The following is a 15,070-nucleotide window of genomic DNA, read 5'->3' on the forward strand; positions in this document are numbered from 1 at the left end:
GACAAGGACAGCCCATGAACAACAGCCGATTCGCAAGAACCGCAGGCTGGCTGGCCTTGCCGTGCCTGGTCGCGGCAGGCCTGCTGGCCTGGTACGTCACCCGCGAGCCCGCCTCGCCCTTCAGCGCCACGGACAGCACCGACGCTGCCCTGGTCAGCCGCGGCGAATACGTCGCCAGGCTCAGCGACTGCGTGGCCTGCCACAGCCTGCCGGGCAAGGCGCCGTTTGCCGGCGGCCTGGAAATGGCAACGCCGCTGGGCGCGATCCATGCCACCAACATCACCCCCGACCGCGAGCATGGCATCGGCGCCTACAGCCTGGCCGATTTCGACCGCGCCGTGCGCCAGGGCATCGCGCCGGGTGGGCGACGGCTGTACCCGGCCATGCCCTACCCCTCCTACGTCAAGCTCAGCGACGACGATGTGCGGGCGCTCTATGCGTTCTTCATGAAGGGCGTGCAGCCGGCCGCCGAGGCCAATGTCCCCAGCGACATTCCCTGGCCGCTGAACCTGCGCTGGCCCATCGCCCTGTGGAACGGCCTGTTCGCGCCGACCAGCGCCTATGCGCAGAAGGCCGACCAGGACCCGCTGTGGAATCGCGGCGCCTACATCGTCCAGGGCCCCGGCCACTGCGGCAGTTGCCACACACCTCGGGGCCTGGCCTTCAACGAGAAGGCCCTGGACGAGAGCGGCGCACCGTTCCTCGCCGGCGCCCTGCTCGATGGCTGGTACGCGCCGAGCCTGCGCCAGGACCACAACACTGGGCTCGGGCGCTGGAGCGAGCCGGAGATGGTGCAGTTCCTCAAGACCGGACGAAACAAGCACGCGGTGGTGTACGGCTCGATGACCGAGGCGTTCAACAACTCCACGCAGTTCATGAGCGACGACGACCTGAACGCGATCGCCCGCTACCTCAAGTCGCTGCCCGGCGACCCGGGGCGTGACGGCGCACCCTGGCAGTATCAGGCGGTAGCCGCGGGGCTCGACACGCCGGGGGCGCATACCTACGCGACCCGCTGCGCCAGCTGCCATGGCCTGGACGGCAAGGGCCAGGCCGAGTGGATGCCGCCGCTGGCGGGCGCCACCTCGATGCTGGCCGCGGAAAATGCCTCGGCGATCAACATCACCCTCAACGGCTCGCAGCGCATCGTCGCCGCCGGGGTGCCGGATGCCTACCGCATGCCGGCGTTCCGCGAGCAGTTATCGGACCAGGAGATTGCCCAGGTGCTGAGTTTCGCCCGCAGTGCGTGGGGCAATCACGGCGGCGCGGTAGAGGCCAAGGCGGTGGGCACGTTGCGCGGGCATACCGACCCGGCCAGCAGCAGCCCGATCATCCTGCATATGCGCTGAGCAGCGCTGTGGGAGCGGGTTCACCCGCGAAGCCGGTGACGCGGTGGATGGCACCGGCTCTGCCGGTGTTCGCGGGTAAACCCGCTCCCACAGGGATCGCGCCAGATTCTAAAAATTGAGCAAGACAGTTGCTCCCACAGGGATCGTGTCAGCTTTTAGACATTGAGCAAGACCGTTGCTCCCACAGGCACTCGGCAACACGAGGTTTCATACACCATGGAAAGCATCGACCTGCTGGTCCTGCGCACCACCCATGACTGGCTCCAGGCCGGCCACCGAGTGCTGCTCGCCACCGTCGCCCGCACCTGGGGCTCTTCGCCGCGCCCGGTCGGTTCGATGATGGCGCTGCGCAACGACGGCCGGGTGGTCGGCAGCGTGTCCGGCGGCTGCATCGAGGACGACCTGATTCACCGCTACACCACTGCCTACGGCGGCCCCGGCCTGCCCGAGGGCGCACCCGAGGTGATCCGCTACGGCATCAGCGCCGACGAAGCGCACCGCTTTGGCCTGCCGTGCGGCGGCACGCTGGAACTGATCCTGGAATTCATGCCCGCCGCCGCCCCGCTGCGACAACTGCTCGGGCAACTTGACAACGGCCAGCTGATGCGTCGCCAGCTGACCCTGGCCGACGGCGCGGTCGACCTCGAACCCACCGCCACCCCGGAACAGTTCTGTTTCGATGGCCGCCACATGATCAACACCCTCGGCCCCGGCTACCGCATGCTGCTGATCGGTGCCGGGGCACTGGCCGAGTACCTGGCGACCATGGCCCTGTTCAACGGCTTTAAGGTGGCGGTGTGCGACCCACGGCCCGAGCACATGGCCACCTGGTCGGTCGCCGGCGTCGAGTACCTGAAGGGCATGCCGGACGATGTGGTACGCGACTTCAAGGCCGATCTGCGCACCTGCATCATCGCCGTCAGCCACGACCCCAAGCTCGACGACCTGGCGCTGCTCGAGGCCCTGCACGGCCCGGCGTTCTACATCGGCGCCATCGGTTCTCGGCGCAACAGTCAGCTGCGCCGCGAACGGCTGATCGGACATTTCGGCGAAACCGAGCAGTCCCTCGAACGCCTGCATGGGCCCATCGGCATCTATATCGGCAGCAAGACCCCGGCGGAGATCGCGGTGAGCGTGATGGCCGAAGTGCTGGCGGCGAAGAACGCCGTGAGCTTGCCGGGGGCGGTGAGTGTGTCCGGGGCCAAGCGCGAGCGTGATCATCAACCTTTGTAGTGCCTGAACCGGCCTCATCGCGGGGCAAGTCGCATCGGCGCACCGCCGCTCCCACGATCATCAGAGCGGCACCAACGTGGGAGCGGGCTTGCCCCGCGATGAGGCCACCATTGGCCACACACCTGCCAACCAGTGTCTATGCTTCTTCTCGCATACACCCCCCGGTATCGACCACAAGGAAGACAGGCCAATGACTGCCACCCTCGCACGCGCTGTTGCTTTCGCCTCGCTAGTGTCCGCCGCCAGCCTCACCGCCCACGCCGCCGAACTGCCCATCGCCAGCGAAGCGCTGGAAAGCCATGTCACCACCGAAGTGACCAGGATCGACCTGCCCAACCGCCAGGTCACGGTCAAGGGCCCCCACGACAAGGACGTGACCTTCCAGCTCACCGAACAGGCCAAGGCGCTGCCCAACCTCAAGGTGGGCGATCAGGTCGACATCAAAGTGACCCGTGCCATCGCCTATGTGCTCAACACCAATGTCGGCGGCGCTCCCAAGGCCTCCGAGGAGTCGGGCACCATCCGCGCCACCAAGGACAACCCCAACCCCGGTGGCGAGGCGTTCCGCCAGGTCAAGGTCACCTCGCAGATCAAGAAGATCGACCTGAATACCCATGAGGTCACCCTGCTGCCGCCCGAGGGCAAACTGCAGGTGGTCAAGGTCGAGGATCCCGAGCTGCAGGCACGCATGAAGAACCTCAAGGTCGACCAGACCGTCGAAGCCATCTATACCGAAGTGCTGAGCGTGGAGACCTCGCGCCCAGCCCAGTAAAACCTTTGGCCGGCCCGCGCATCGAACATCATGTGAGCCCTTCCCCCCCTTCAGGAGGTTTCCCATGGCGATGCGCCTGGCCGTGCCGTTTTACTGCTGCCTCACCCTCGCGCTCACGGGCTGCACCAGCGCCCGCGACGAGCTGCCGCCCACCACGCAACAGATAGAACTGCAGCGCTACCAGGGTACCTGGTACGAGCTGGCGCGCCTGCCGATGTTCTTCCAGCGCAACTGCGTGCAGTCCGAGGCCCATTACGGCCTGCGCGAGGACGGTCGTATCGACGTGACCAATCGCTGCCTGGAGAAGGACGGCCAGCGGAACGAAGCCCGAGGCGTCGCCGAGCCGCAGGTGCCCGGGCGCACCGACAAGCTCTGGGTGCGCTTCGACAACTGGTTCAGCCGCCTGGCCCCCGGCCTGACCAAGGGCGAGTACTGGGTGCTGTATCACGACGCGGATTACCACATGGCACTGGTCGGCCACCCCAACCGTGAATACCTGTGGCTGCTTTCACGCACGCCGACGGTCAGCCCCCAGGCCCGGGAGCAGTTGCTGGCACAGGCACGCAAGCTGGGCTATCCCACCGACCGACTGATCTGGCGCCAGGCCAACCCCTAGCCCATCGACGCCCGCCCCTGCCCGCTGTAAGGTGAGCCACCCGGCTCACCCAAAGGATTGCGTGCAATGATCACCTGCCACCTCAAGTACATCATCGACCCCTACCAGATCCCGGCCTTCGAGGCCTACGGCAAACTGTGGATCGGCCTGGTCAACCGCATGGGCGGTACCCACCACGGCTACTTCCTGCCCAGCGAAGGCGCCAACAATATCGCCTACGCCCTGTTCAGCTTCCCCTGCCTGGCAGCCTACGAGCAGTACCGCAAAGCCTCCGAAACCGACCCCGAGTGCATCGCCGCCTTCGCCCTGGCCAACGAGCAACGCTTCATTCTCAGCTACGAACGCAGTTTCTTGCGCCCTGTGCTCGACTGAACCGGGATCATTTGCGTCACATCACAGCTCTTTTTTCCATTGGGCGGGTAGCGTACCGCCGTGAACCATGCCCTGGTGCCGGGCTTGCTTCATGGCCGCTGCCGACCACGTTCACAAAACAACAGATCCTCCCAGCAAAATCGGTATTTTTTCTGTAACGAAAATGTAAAATTCGTTTTCGCATACCTATAACAAGTTGGGAGCTTCACATGTTTGCCTTCTTCCGCCCTGCCGCGCACCAGGCGCCGCTGCCCGACGAGCGCGTCGACAGCACCTATCGCCGCCTGCGCTGGCAAATCTTCGCCGGGATCTTCTTCGGCTATGCCGGCTACTACCTGCTGCGCAAGAACTTCTCCCTGGCCATGCCCTACCTCATCGAGGAGGAAGGCTACACCCGTGGCCAGCTGGGCGTGGCGATCTCCGCCATCGCCATCGCCTACGGCCTGTCCAAGTTCCTCATGGGCCTGGTCTCGGACCGCTCCAACCCGCGCTACTTCCTGCCCTTCGGCCTGCTGATCTCGGCCGGGGTGATGTTCATTTTCGGTTTCGCGCATTGGGCCACGTCGAGCGTGACGATCATGTTCGTGCTGTTGTTCATCAACGGCTGGGCCCAGGGCATGGGCTGGCCGCCGAGCGGACGGACCATGGTGCACTGGTGGTCGCAGAAGGAGCGCGGCGGCGTGGTCTCGGTGTGGAACGTCGCCCACAACGTCGGTGGCGGCCTGATCGGCCCGCTGTTCCTGCTGGGCCTGGGCTGGACCAATGACTGGCACGCCGCCTTCTACGTCCCCGCTGCCGTGGCGGTGCTGGTGGCGGTATTCGCCTTCGCCACCATGCGCGACACCCCGCAGTCGGTCGGCCTGCCGCCGGTCGAGCAGTACAAGAACGACTACCCCGAAGGCTACGACGAAAGCCACGAGCAGGAATTCAGCGCCAAGCAGATCTTCGTCGAGTACGTGCTGCGCAACAAACTGCTGTGGTACATCGCCCTGGCCAACGTGTTCGTCTACCTGCTGCGCTACGGCGTGCTCGACTGGGCGCCGACCTACCTGAAGGAAGCCAAGCACTTCAGCGTCGACACCACCTCGTGGGCGTACTTCTTCTACGAGTGGGCCGGCATCCCCGGCACCCTGCTGTGCGGCTGGATGTCCGACAAGATCTTCCGCGGCAACCGTGGCCTGACCGGCATCGTGTTCATGGCCCTGGTCACCGTCGCCACCCTGGTGTACTGGCTCAACCCGCCGGGCAATCCGACCGTCGACATGATCGCGCTGTTCTCCATCGGTTTCCTGATCTACGGGCCGGTGATGCTGATCGGCCTGCAGGCGCTGGAACTGGCGCCGAAGAAAGCCGCCGGCACCGCGGCCGGCTTCACCGGGCTGTTCGGCTACCTGGGCGGTTCGGTCGCGGCCAGCGCGGCGATGGGCTACACCGTCGACCACTTCGGCTGGGACGGCGGCTTCGTGCTGCTGGTGAGCGCGTGCGTGCTGGCGATCGCGTTCATGGTGCCGACCCTTTGGCACACCAAGGCTGCAACTGCCAGTCGCGAGGCGGTGGCCTGATAGCCACCCCTGAATCGGCGACACCTACCATAACGACACCGCCTGGGTGACCGGGCGGTATTGCGGGCGCCTCCTGAAGGAACGTCCTTACTCCGCCCGGAAACTCCAGACAATCTCGACCACCCGCGACGCCAGGATCAGATAGAGCAAGCACAGGATCACCTGCAGCACCGTGTGGTATGGCAACTTGGCCAGGCGATGCAGTGTGTCGCTGATGTTCAGCAGCAACAGCAACGCCGACACCAGGATCAACCCCCAGCCAGTGAAACTGGATACCCACAACCCCAGCAGGATCTGCTGGTTGCCATGGATTGCCTCGGTGCCCGCTGCGAACAGCAGCGCGCATACCAGCAGGTTCTTGAAGTTGTCGAAGATCTTGGCACTGAGGTCGGCATCCAGCAGTGCGAGGTACTTTTGCCACAGTCTGCGCATCGGTCTCCCCCATGGAATCGGATCATCTGCACAAGTCATGGACACGCATGAACGCCTGGATCTTCGCGCCACGCTGTAACGGCGTCTTGCCCTAACGCCTGGCGTTCTTCTTGACGATAGCCTTCATTCGCGCAGCCGCCCGCTGCACGGTCGCCATCTTCTCCGGGCGCTTCATACCCCGCCATTTGCGAATCTCGTCCCGGGTCCGGCCACAGCTCACGCACAGTTCGCTGTTGAGTTGGCACAGCGAGACGCAGGGGTTGTCGATGTCCTTGGCCATGGCGCGCTCCAATATGGGGGGCGCATGATAACGGTTCGGCAATCGCCCTTGCAGCCCCGAGGGAGCGGACTCCCTCGGCGTCAATTAATCGCTACTTCCCATCCAAAGCCTCTACAATGCCGCTTCCAGCATGAACGGAATCAAGCGATGCCCGCCTCCCTGATGCGCCCTTCCCCCGCCCCTTTGCTCGCACCAGGGGAAACCGTGCTGCTGTTCGACGGCGTATGCAGGCTGTGCAACGGCTGGGCGACATTCATTATCCGTCATGATCGCCAACAACGTATCCGCCTGGCCACGGTGCAGTCAGCCGAAGGCCAGGCCCTGCTGGCCTGGGCAGGCCTGTCCGTGACGGCGTTCGACACCATGGCGGTCATTCGGAACAACCACTACTGGGTGCGCTCCGAGGCATTCTTCGAGGTGGTGCGCCATCTGCCCGGCACCTGGCCGCTGCTGCGCGTGCTGCGTCTGTGCCCTCGCAGGTTGCGGGACTGGCTGTACGACCGTGTAGCGCTCAACCGCTATCGGCTGTTCGGCCGATACCAACAATGCCTGCTGCCCAGTGCGGACCATCAGCGCCGTTTTCTCGGGAAACAGCCATGAACCGTCTTCACCAGGTCCACTGGCTGGCCCGCGCCAGCCTGGCCTTTGTCTTCGCCTACCACGGGCTGGTGCCCAAGCTGATCGTCCTGAGCCCCGGTGAGCAAGTACTGCTGCAAGCCCACGGTCTGGCACACGCCACCTGGTTGTCACAGGTTGCCGGCGTGGCCGAGCTGGCGCTTGCCGCCCTGCTGCTGCTGCCTCGGCTGGCCTGGCCATTGCTGGTCGCCGCGGCGGTGCTGCTGGGCCTGCTGGTGGATGTGGCGGTCATGCAACCGGCAATGCTGGTGGATGCCTTCAACCCGGTCTCGCTCAATGTGGCAGGAATGGCGCTGTGTGCCGTGGCCTGGCTTTCTCGCCAGGCCCCTGCAGGGCAGCATCCTTGAACGGCCCGGGGCATTGCTGATTGGCTGCTGCCACAGCAACACCCCGCTGCTGCGCCACCACCACCCACCACCTGCAGCTCCAGTAAAACCGCCACCTGGTCCCTGGCACGGCGATTGCGATACCCCGGTATCAACCGCCGTTTCCAAGGTCCGCCATGCCCCCATTCAAAGCCCTCACCTGGCTGGTCTCGCCCCTGGCCCTGCTCGCCCTGTGGGCCGTGGTCGCCGACGCCGGACTGTTCCCGGCCAACCTGCTGGTGCCGCCCCTGGAGGTCTGGCGCAGCTTCGCCGACCTGCTGGCCACGGGCGAATTGCAGGAGCACCTGGCCGGCAGCCTGTCGCGCCTGTCGCTGGGCTTCGCCGTCGGCGCGCTGGCCGGCCTTGCGTTCGGCACGGCCATGGCCCTGTCGAGCACGATCGAGGCCTATTGCGCGCCGCTGTTCCATACCCTGCGGCAGATCCCCAGCATCGCCCTGATTCCGATGCTGGTACTGCTGCTGGGCATCGACGAGACCTTCAAGGTAGTGATCGTCGCCAAGACCGCGTTCTTCCCCGTGGCACTGGCCACGGGCGAGGGCATTCGCGCCATCCCCCGCAGCCACTTCGAGGTGGCCGCGGTGTACCGCCTGCGCTGGCCGACCCTGGTCGCACGCATCGCCCTGCCCGCCGCAGTGCCGGCCATCGTCACCGGCGTGCGCGTGGCCCTGACCCGCGCCTGGGTGGTACTGGTGGCCTGCGAGCTGCTGGCGGCCGACAGCGGCCTGGGGCAGATGATCGAGATGGGTCGGCAGATGCTGCGCATCGATGTGGTAATGGTGGGCGTGGCGATCACCGGGGTGATCGGCTTCGCCCTGGACTTCTCGCTGCGCCGTGTCGAGCGGCGCCTGTCCGGCTGGCAAGCCGGGAGGTGATGATGAAACTGCAAAACCTGCGTGGCCTGCTGCTGCCACTGCTGCTGATCGGCGCCTGGGAACTGGCCTCGCGCCAGGACGCCGCCGGCGCCTACGCTTTCGTACCGCTGGCGACCATCGGCCACGCCCTGGTGGAACTGCTGGGCAACGGCGAGCTGCTGGTCAACCTGCTGGCCAGCCTGGCCCGCACCAGTGCCGGCCTCGCCCTGGGCATCGTCGGCGGCGTCGCCCTGGGCGCGCTGATGGCCCTGTCGCCCCTGGCCAACCGCCTGGTGGCACCGCTGTTTCACGCCCTGCGCCAGGTACCGATGCTCGGCTGGATCCCGCTGATCGCCCTGTGGCTGGGCAACGGCGAAGCATCGAAGCTGCTGATCGTCAGCCTGGCGGCGCTGTACCCGATGGTGCTCAACACCTTCGAAGGCCTGCGCCAGGTCGATGTCCGCCATCGCGAAGTCGGCCAGGTGCTGGCGCTCGGGCGCTGGCAGCAATTGCGCCTGGTCCTGCTGCCCGCCGCCCTGCCGAGCATCGCCACCGGTGTGCTGCAGGCCCTGGCCTTCGCCTGGGTCACGGCGGTCGGCAGCGAGCTGTTTCTCGCCTCCGGCGCCGGTCTGGGCAACCTGATGATGAACGCCGAGGCCGGCGCACGCATGGAGATCATCGTGATCTGCGTGCTGTGCATCGGCCTGTGCGGCTACCTGATGACCTGGCTGTCCACCCTGCTCGCCCGCCGCCTGCTGCGCTGGCGCCCCACCCGTTGAAAGGCCCGACCATGAACGCCATCGCCCATACCCTTCCCGTCAACGTGCAGACCGGCGCGCTGAGCATCCGCAACCTGAGCAAGACCTACCCCCTCAAGGGTCGGCACGTGCCGGTGCTGCAAGGCATCGACCTGGACATCCGCCCCGGCGAGTTCGTCAGCATCCTCGGCGCCAGCGGCTGCGGCAAGTCCACCCTGCTGCGCCTGATCGTCGGCCTGGACCAGGACTACCAGGGGCAGATCCTGCTCGACGGCCAGCCGCTGAACGGTCCGGGCCTGGAGCGCGGCATCGTGTTCCAGGACCACCGCCTGTTCCCCTGGATGACGTTGCAGCAGAACATCGCCCTGGCCTTGAAAAACCACGACCTGAGCAAAGCGCAGAAGCAGCACCTGGTCGATGAGCACATCGCCCTGGTCGGCCTGCAGGGTTATGAGCAGGCCTATCCGCACCAGCTCTCCGGCGGCATGGCCCAACGCGGCGCGATTGCCCGCGCGCTGGTGAACAAGCCCAAGGTGCTGCTGCTCGACGAACCCTTCGGCGCCCTCGACGCCCTGACCCGCGTGCGCCTGCAGCAAGAGCTGCAGCGCATCTGGGTGCAGGAGCGCTGCACGGTGATCATGGTCACCCACGATATCGAGGAAGCGCTGTACCTGGGGGACCGAGTGATCGTGATGGAGGCCAATCCGGGGCGGATTGGCGAGCAGGTGCGGCTGGAGCTGACGCATCCGCGACAACGCGATACGGCGCTGTTGTTCCAGCACAAGCAGCGCCTGCTGGAACAGCTCGTGGGGCATTGACCTGCCCGATGTGGGCAAAGCCGGCGAAGGTCATCAGCAGCGAGACGAGCACATGGGCCAGTACCGTGGCCATCGCGCCACCGATGACGAAACCACCGACGTTAGACCGGATGAGGGTCTCCAGGTGTTCGCTGCAACTCTGTCATCGAACACGATGCCACGAAGAAATATCTTCGCCTGGCAACATTTCGATGCAAAAATGCAACACACACCCTCGCCCGCACCGTTAGAATGGCCGCCTGGCGTGTGCTGCGTGCGCCCGGGAGCCTTCCCGAATACGGAGAACATTCATTTGTTTTCCGTGAGATTCGTCCATGTTGCACGCATGCCTCCATTCCCCATGGCCCTTCCTGCCCCGTGCCTTCACGGCGTGGGTCGCTGCGCCGCATTCCCCATCCTTCTTCTCGCCCTTCGCCGCAGTGGCCCGTCTTGTCCGGAGCCAGCGCCCCGCCGTGCCCGTTGCCCGCCGCGCCACTGCCACCGCGAGGGTGATGCCATGAACGAGGAGCGTTACATGACTGCACCCCTTCCACCCACCAAGCCGCGTTCGATGCTGCGGCACCTGCTGGCCACCGAGGCGGCCGGCGGCGTACTGCTGATGCTCACCGCGGCGCTGGCCATCGTCATCGCCAACAGCCCCTGGGCCAGTGCCTACCAGCACCTGCTGCACCTCCCCGTCGGCCCGGTGCTGACCGACAAGCTCGGCCCGATGACCGTGCATATGTGGATCAACGATGGCCTGATGGCGATCTTCTTCCTGCTGGTGGGCCTGGAGATCAAGCGCGAGCTGGTCGACGGCCGCCTGGCCAGCTGGGAGCAGCGCCGCCTGCCGGCCCTTCCGGCGCTGATGGGCATGGCCGTGCCGGCGCTCATCTACCTGGCGGTGTCCCGCGGCGAGCCCGGGCTTTCGGAGGGCTGGGCGATCCCGGCCGCCACCGACATCGCCTTCGCCGTCGGCGCCCTGGCCCTGCTCGGCCGGCATGCGCCGCTGTCGCTCAAGGTGATGCTGGTGTCGGTGGCGATCATCGACGACATGGGCGCGGTGGCGATCATCGCGGTGTTCTACACCTCGTCGCTAAACCTGCTGGCCCTGGCCGGCGCCGCCGGTATCGTCGCCGTGCTGCTGGCCTGCAATCGCCTGCGTGTGGTCAGCCTGTGGCCCTACCTGATCGGCGTGGCCGCGCTGTGGTACGTGACCCTGCTGTCGGGCGTGCACGCTACCATCGCCGGCGTGGTCGGCGCCCTGCTGATCCCCTACAGCACCGGTGGCAGCGAGGCCCGCGAAGCCAGCCCGCTGCTCAAGCTGGAGCATGGTCTGGCGCCCTGGGTCGGTTTCCTCATCGTGCCAGCCTTCGGCTTCGCCAACGCCGGCGTGTCGTTCGGCGACCTGGGCCTGGGCGACATCTTCGCCCCGCTGCCGCTGGCCATCGCCCTGGGCCTGCTGCTGGGCAAGCAGCTCGGCGTGTTCGGCGGTGTGCTGCTGGCGGTCAAGACCGGCCTGGCCAGCAAGCCCCACGGCGCCAGCTGGCTGCAGATCTACGGCGTGGCGATGCTGTGCGGCATCGGCTTCACCATGAGCCTGTTCATCGGCGAGCTGGCCTTCCCCGGACAGGCCGAGAAGATCGACGCGGCCAAGATCGGCATCCTGCTGGGCTCGCTGCTGTCGGCGGTGATCGCCTGCCTGATCCTGCGCTTCGCGCCCAAGCCGGCGGATTGAAGTAGCCTCGGGGCCCGCGCCTGCTCGACAGCTCAGTGACTGTCGAGCAGACGCAGAAAGGTGTCACGGACCTTCACATTGTCACTGTGACCGACATTGAAACGCATGAACGCCCGGGCATCGGCCTGGGCGCTCAGCAAGGTGCCGGGTGACAGCACCAGATCATGCTGCAAGCCGCTCATGGCGATGGCCTCGCCATCGACACCGGCGGGTAGCCGGGTCCACAGGAACAGCCCCTCCCCTTGGCACGACGCCACCTCGCACCCTGCCTCGCGTAACCAGCCAACCACCCGCCCACTGGCCTCATACAGCCGGTCGACGACCCTTCGCGTATGCCGCTCATAGCTCCCTTCGGTCAGCAGGCGATGAATCACCTGCTCGGTCAGCTCAGACGTCACGCCGCCGCACTTCATCTTGAGCAGCGTCAGTTGCCCCGCCAATTCGGCGCCCGCGGCCAGGTAGCTAACGCGACAATTGGCGGTAAGGGTCTTCGAGTAGCCACAGACATAGCTGACCTTGTCCAGGCCACCCACCCCTGCCAGGCGGGGCGTGCGTTTATGCTGGATATCGCAGTACAGATCATCTTCGATGACGTGCACGCCATAGCGCTGGCACAACTCCAGCAGGCGGTGGACCTGCAATGCCGAAAAGGAATGCCCAGTTGGATTGTGCAAGGCACTGTTGGTCAGGTAGACGCGCGGGCGATGGGCAATCAGCAGTTGCTCGAAAGCCAGGAAATCGATGCCTTCCACCGATCGCGCCACGCAAACCGGGCGGGCGCCGTGGTAATACAGGTTGTCGCGGAAGTTGAAATAGCACGGGTCGTCGACCAGGACGCTGTCCCCCCTGCGCAGGATCAGGCGCAACAGCATGTCCACGCCTTGCATTGTGTTGGCGGTGGTGACGATCTGCTCGACCGGGACATCGATGCCCAAGGTACCGAGCTTGAGGCGCAGCCATTGACGCAGCGGCAGGTAGCCTGCCGCCAAGCCATACTCCCCCATGCGCAACTCGCTGGCCCGCAGGCATCCACGCATGGCTTTGAGCAGGGTATCCACAGGCATCCATGAGGGCGGCAGGAAACCGCAGCCGGGGCGCAACATGCCGTTGTCCGTCAGCAGTGCGTGACGGAGTACACTCACCGGGTCCTGGGGCAGCAGATTGCGTACAGCCTCCGTGCCCACGACCTGGGTCTCGCGTGCCACATAGTGGCCAGCGCCCTGGCGCGATACCACCAGCCCCGTGGCGCGCAGTCGGTCCAGGGCTTCCACCACCGTGGACTTGCTCACCCCCAACAGCTCGGTCAATTCACGAATGGGTGGCAACCGCCCCCCTGGGGCCAAAGCCCCATGCCCGATGGCTTTGGTAAAGCCCTCGGCAATCTGCTGCACCAGCGGTTGCCCCGGCTGGAGTTCGATGGCGGTGATCACGGCGCGCTGTCGCTGCATTGTACTGGTCGTCCCGGCAGTAAAGTTCAAAGGTTTCCATACGAAGTTGCCCTGCCCCTGCGGCCAGCGCCTTTCTACTATGCATCGGCATCCGGCTTGCTCCTAGCGCATACCACCCCAAGGCCATGAAGAGACCGAGAAGCGCCCTATGTCCCGTGAAGCACAGTTTGCCGCGATACTTGATCAGCTGGGTTACTCCTTCGAAGCAGGATTGAAACTCGGTGGCGACTACGCCGCCATCGTGCGCCATGAAGGCGTTGTGTACGTCAGCGGGCAGATCCCGCGTATTGACGAAGAAGTGATCCACCCCGGTCGGGTGGGGAGCGAAGTCAGCCTGAAGGATGCACGCACCGCGGCCATGGTCAGCGCCCTGCGCTGCCTGGCATTGGTGCGTGAACAGGTCGGCTCGCTGGATAACATCCGCGCCATCCTGCGCATGAGCGTGTTCGTGCAGTCGGCCGAAGCGTTCACCCGGCAGAGCGAGGTGGCCAACGCTGCTTCGCAGGTCCTGTACAGTGTGTTTGGCGAAGCCGGCGCTCATACACGAACTTCGGTCGGCGTGCTCAGGCTGCCGAAGAATGCCCCCGTGGAAATCGACCTGATCGCTGCGGTGACGTGATGCCCCAGGCATGGCGTGCTACCGCCCGCCTCAGCCGCGCACCACCGATACCCCGCCATCCACCACCATCGCCGACCCGGTCATGAAGCTTGATGCGTCCGAGGCCAGGAACAGTGCCGCCTCGGCGATTTCCTCCGGCCTGGCCAGGCGTTTGAGGGCGTGCAACCCTTCGACATGGGCCTGGGCCTCGGGGCTGCTCATCACACTACGTCCCATCGGAGTGTCGGTACCGCCCGGCAGCAACGCATTGGCGCGTATGCCCTGGGCACCCTGCTCCGCCGCGATGACCTGGACCAGGCCGACCAGGCCCGCCTTGCTGGCCGCATAGGCAGCCATGCCCGGCATGCCCACCGCGTGGCCGACGAAGGTCGAGGTGAAAATCAGCGAGCCACCGCCACGGGCCAGCAGCGCCGGGATCTGCGCCTGGGCGCAGAGGAAAGCGCTGGTCAGGTTGGTGTGCAAGGTATGTTGCCAGGCGTCCAGCGTCAGCTCGGGAACAGCAGCCAGATCACCGAGGGTGCCTGCATTGTTGAAGGCGATGTCCAGGCCACCGAAGCGCGACACCGCCGTGTCCACCAGCTCCCTGGCCAGTGCCGCGTCGGTGATGTCACCGGCCACCGTAAAGACCCGGCCGTGTCCGGCTGCCGTGATGTCCGCCGCCAACTGCTCGAGCTCGGCCTGACGCCGCGCTGTGAGCACCAGATTGGCGCCGTGCCGGGCGAACAGTTTCGCCGCCGCACAGCCGATGCCGGAGCTGGCACCGGTGATGATTGCCACTTTGCCTGCCAGTTGCATGATGAGTACCTCGTCCTGAAGGTGATTTACAGGGTGCGCGGGGACTATCGGGTGCGGTACGGGGGGATGCTCTCCGTTTCTTGCGGACTGTGGTCAGCCGACAGCAAGATGAAGATTCGACGAGTCAGGGGAGCACTGGTCAAGGACGAGCCAAACTGGCTGCCTCAGGTGAAAATGGAAAGTTGCGAACAGGACGCTGCTATGCCCCTCCTCTGGACTGGCCACCATCTGGCGCCTGCGCAAGCTTACGTGCAGTCATCGAACCCATGCTCAGACATCTGCGGCACCACTACCGACACTGTAGTGGTCTACTAACCCCGGACACCCATTTAGGCGAGAATGCTCGCCACAGAGAGGTGTCCGATGACCAAGCAACGCCGTACCTTTACCCCTGAGTTCAAGCGCGAAGCTGCCTGCCTGGTGCTC

At 65.5% G+C, this 15,070-nt stretch carries 17 protein-coding genes; 13 read left to right on the forward strand and 4 right to left on the reverse strand.

Features of this window, described 5'->3' with window-relative positions; genetic code table 11:
- Positions 1-14: 14 nt before the first annotated feature.
- The 6 genes from DMX06_RS23945 to glpT all read left to right on the forward strand — a co-directional run bounded on the left by DMX06_RS23945 (position 15) and on the right by glpT (position 5,904).
- Positions 15-1,349, forward strand: coding sequence for a c-type cytochrome (locus tag DMX06_RS23945; protein ID WP_110739652.1), 1,335 nt, complete (start codon positions 15-17; stop codon positions 1,347-1,349).
- Positions 1,350-1,565: 216 nt separating this feature from the next.
- On the forward strand, positions 1,566-2,582 hold the full coding sequence (locus DMX06_RS23955; protein ID WP_110739654.1) for an XdhC family protein: 1,017 nt from the start codon (positions 1,566-1,568) through the stop codon (positions 2,580-2,582).
- A 190-nt stretch (positions 2,583-2,772) separates the two neighbouring features.
- On the forward strand, positions 2,773-3,354 hold the full coding sequence (locus DMX06_RS23960; protein WP_110739655.1) for a hypothetical protein: 582 nt from the start codon (positions 2,773-2,775) through the stop codon (positions 3,352-3,354).
- Between the two features lie 64 nt (positions 3,355-3,418).
- A complete protein-coding gene (locus tag DMX06_RS23965) occupies positions 3,419-3,970 on the forward strand; it encodes a lipocalin family protein (RefSeq protein ID WP_110739656.1) in 552 nt (183 codons plus the stop codon).
- A 66-nt stretch (positions 3,971-4,036) separates the two neighbouring features.
- Positions 4,037-4,342 carry an NIPSNAP family protein gene (locus DMX06_RS23970; protein ID WP_110739657.1) on the forward strand — a complete coding sequence of 102 codons (306 nt, stop codon included), beginning with the start codon at positions 4,037-4,039 and terminating at the stop codon, positions 4,340-4,342.
- A gap of 209 nt (positions 4,343-4,551) precedes the next feature.
- Positions 4,552-5,904, forward strand: a complete 1,353-nt coding sequence (glpT, locus tag DMX06_RS23975) for a glycerol-3-phosphate transporter (RefSeq protein ID WP_110739658.1) — start codon at positions 4,552-4,554, stop codon at positions 5,902-5,904.
- Positions 5,905-5,991: 87 nt separating this feature from the next.
- Here glpT and DMX06_RS23980 read toward each other — a convergent pair whose 3' ends face one another.
- Both DMX06_RS23980 and DMX06_RS23985 read right to left on the reverse strand, forming a co-directional pair.
- A complete protein-coding gene (locus tag DMX06_RS23980; protein WP_110739659.1) occupies positions 5,992-6,336 on the reverse strand; it encodes a hypothetical protein in 345 nt (114 codons plus the stop codon).
- A gap of 91 nt (positions 6,337-6,427) precedes the next feature.
- Positions 6,428-6,616 (reverse strand): DUF1289 domain-containing protein, encoded by a 189-nt coding sequence (locus DMX06_RS23985; RefSeq protein WP_110739660.1) that lies wholly within the window; start codon positions 6,614-6,616, stop codon positions 6,428-6,430.
- A 147-nt stretch (positions 6,617-6,763) separates the two neighbouring features.
- Here DMX06_RS23985 and DMX06_RS23990 point away from each other — a divergent pair, with 147 nt between their 5' ends.
- The 6 genes from DMX06_RS23990 (at position 6,764) to nhaA (ending at position 11,782) form a co-directional block, all read left to right on the forward strand.
- Positions 6,764-7,216, forward strand: a complete 453-nt coding sequence (locus tag DMX06_RS23990) for a thiol-disulfide oxidoreductase DCC family protein (RefSeq protein ID WP_110739661.1) — start codon at positions 6,764-6,766, stop codon at positions 7,214-7,216.
- Positions 7,213-7,599, forward strand: coding sequence for a DoxX-like family protein (locus DMX06_RS23995; protein ID WP_110739662.1), 387 nt, complete (start codon positions 7,213-7,215; stop codon positions 7,597-7,599). Before DMX06_RS23990 ends, DMX06_RS23995 begins: the two co-directional genes overlap by 4 nt.
- 155 nt (positions 7,600-7,754) lie before the next feature.
- On the forward strand, positions 7,755-8,510 hold the full coding sequence (locus DMX06_RS24000) for an ABC transporter permease (RefSeq protein WP_110739663.1): 756 nt from the start codon (positions 7,755-7,757) through the stop codon (positions 8,508-8,510).
- Positions 8,511-8,512: 2 nt separating this feature from the next.
- Positions 8,513-9,268, forward strand: coding sequence for an ABC transporter permease (locus tag DMX06_RS24005; RefSeq protein WP_110739664.1), 756 nt, complete (start codon positions 8,513-8,515; stop codon positions 9,266-9,268).
- A gap of 11 nt (positions 9,269-9,279) precedes the next feature.
- Positions 9,280-10,065, forward strand: coding sequence for an ABC transporter ATP-binding protein (locus DMX06_RS24010; protein ID WP_110739665.1), 786 nt, complete (start codon positions 9,280-9,282; stop codon positions 10,063-10,065).
- A 514-nt stretch (positions 10,066-10,579) separates the two neighbouring features.
- Positions 10,580-11,782 carry a Na+/H+ antiporter NhaA gene (nhaA, locus tag DMX06_RS24020; protein WP_110739666.1) on the forward strand — a complete coding sequence of 401 codons (1,203 nt, stop codon included), beginning with the start codon at positions 10,580-10,582 and terminating at the stop codon, positions 11,780-11,782.
- Positions 11,783-11,814: 32 nt separating this feature from the next.
- On the opposite strand, the gene DMX06_RS24025 is transcribed toward nhaA, so the two are convergent.
- Positions 11,815-13,230: an aminotransferase-like domain-containing protein gene (locus DMX06_RS24025; RefSeq protein ID WP_110739667.1), complete on the reverse strand. Its 1,416-nt coding sequence runs from the start codon at positions 13,228-13,230 to the stop codon at positions 11,815-11,817.
- A gap of 148 nt (positions 13,231-13,378) precedes the next feature.
- Here DMX06_RS24025 and DMX06_RS24030 point away from each other — a divergent pair, with 148 nt between their 5' ends.
- Positions 13,379-13,849: a RidA family protein gene (locus DMX06_RS24030; protein WP_110739668.1), complete on the forward strand. Its 471-nt coding sequence runs from the start codon at positions 13,379-13,381 to the stop codon at positions 13,847-13,849.
- Positions 13,850-13,879: 30 nt separating this feature from the next.
- On the opposite strand, the gene DMX06_RS24035 is transcribed toward DMX06_RS24030, so the two are convergent.
- Positions 13,880-14,644, reverse strand: a complete 765-nt coding sequence (locus DMX06_RS24035) for an SDR family oxidoreductase (RefSeq protein WP_110739669.1) — start codon at positions 14,642-14,644, stop codon at positions 13,880-13,882.
- Between the last annotated feature and the right edge of the window lie 426 nt (positions 14,645-15,070).

The organism is Pseudomonas mosselii (genome assembly GCF_003205295.1).
GTDB lineage: Bacteria > Pseudomonadota > Gammaproteobacteria > Pseudomonadales > Pseudomonadaceae > Aquipseudomonas > Aquipseudomonas mosselii_B.

Coding starts and splice junctions, on each gene's coding strand:
- DMX06_RS24030 (WP_110739668.1), top strand. CDS start 13,379: ATGTCCCGTGAAGCACAGTTTGCCGCGATACTTGATCAGCTGGGTTAC.
- DMX06_RS23990 (WP_110739661.1), top strand. CDS start 6,764: ATGCCCGCCTCCCTGATGCGCCCTTCCCCCGCCCCTTTGCTCGCACCA.
- DMX06_RS24000 (WP_110739663.1), top strand. CDS start 7,755: ATGCCCCCATTCAAAGCCCTCACCTGGCTGGTCTCGCCCCTGGCCCTG.
- DMX06_RS23995 (WP_110739662.1), top strand. CDS start 7,213: ATGAACCGTCTTCACCAGGTCCACTGGCTGGCCCGCGCCAGCCTGGCC.
- DMX06_RS23955 (WP_110739654.1), top strand. CDS start 1,566: ATGGAAAGCATCGACCTGCTGGTCCTGCGCACCACCCATGACTGGCTC.
- DMX06_RS24005 (WP_110739664.1), top strand. CDS start 8,513: ATGAAACTGCAAAACCTGCGTGGCCTGCTGCTGCCACTGCTGCTGATC.
- nhaA (WP_110739666.1), top strand. CDS start 10,580: ATGACTGCACCCCTTCCACCCACCAAGCCGCGTTCGATGCTGCGGCAC.
- DMX06_RS24035 (WP_110739669.1), bottom strand. CDS start 14,644: ATGCAACTGGCAGGCAAAGTGGCAATCATCACCGGTGCCAGCTCCGGC.
- DMX06_RS23980 (WP_110739659.1), bottom strand. CDS start 6,336: ATGCGCAGACTGTGGCAAAAGTACCTCGCACTGCTGGATGCCGACCTC.
- DMX06_RS23985 (WP_110739660.1), bottom strand. CDS start 6,616: ATGGCCAAGGACATCGACAACCCCTGCGTCTCGCTGTGCCAACTCAAC.
- DMX06_RS23960 (WP_110739655.1), top strand. CDS start 2,773: ATGACTGCCACCCTCGCACGCGCTGTTGCTTTCGCCTCGCTAGTGTCC.
- DMX06_RS24010 (WP_110739665.1), top strand. CDS start 9,280: ATGAACGCCATCGCCCATACCCTTCCCGTCAACGTGCAGACCGGCGCG.
- DMX06_RS23970 (WP_110739657.1), top strand. CDS start 4,037: ATGATCACCTGCCACCTCAAGTACATCATCGACCCCTACCAGATCCCG.
- DMX06_RS23965 (WP_110739656.1), top strand. CDS start 3,419: ATGGCGATGCGCCTGGCCGTGCCGTTTTACTGCTGCCTCACCCTCGCG.
- glpT (WP_110739658.1), top strand. CDS start 4,552: ATGTTTGCCTTCTTCCGCCCTGCCGCGCACCAGGCGCCGCTGCCCGAC.
- DMX06_RS24025 (WP_110739667.1), bottom strand. CDS start 13,230: ATGCAGCGACAGCGCGCCGTGATCACCGCCATCGAACTCCAGCCGGGG.
- DMX06_RS23945 (WP_110739652.1), top strand. CDS start 15: ATGAACAACAGCCGATTCGCAAGAACCGCAGGCTGGCTGGCCTTGCCG.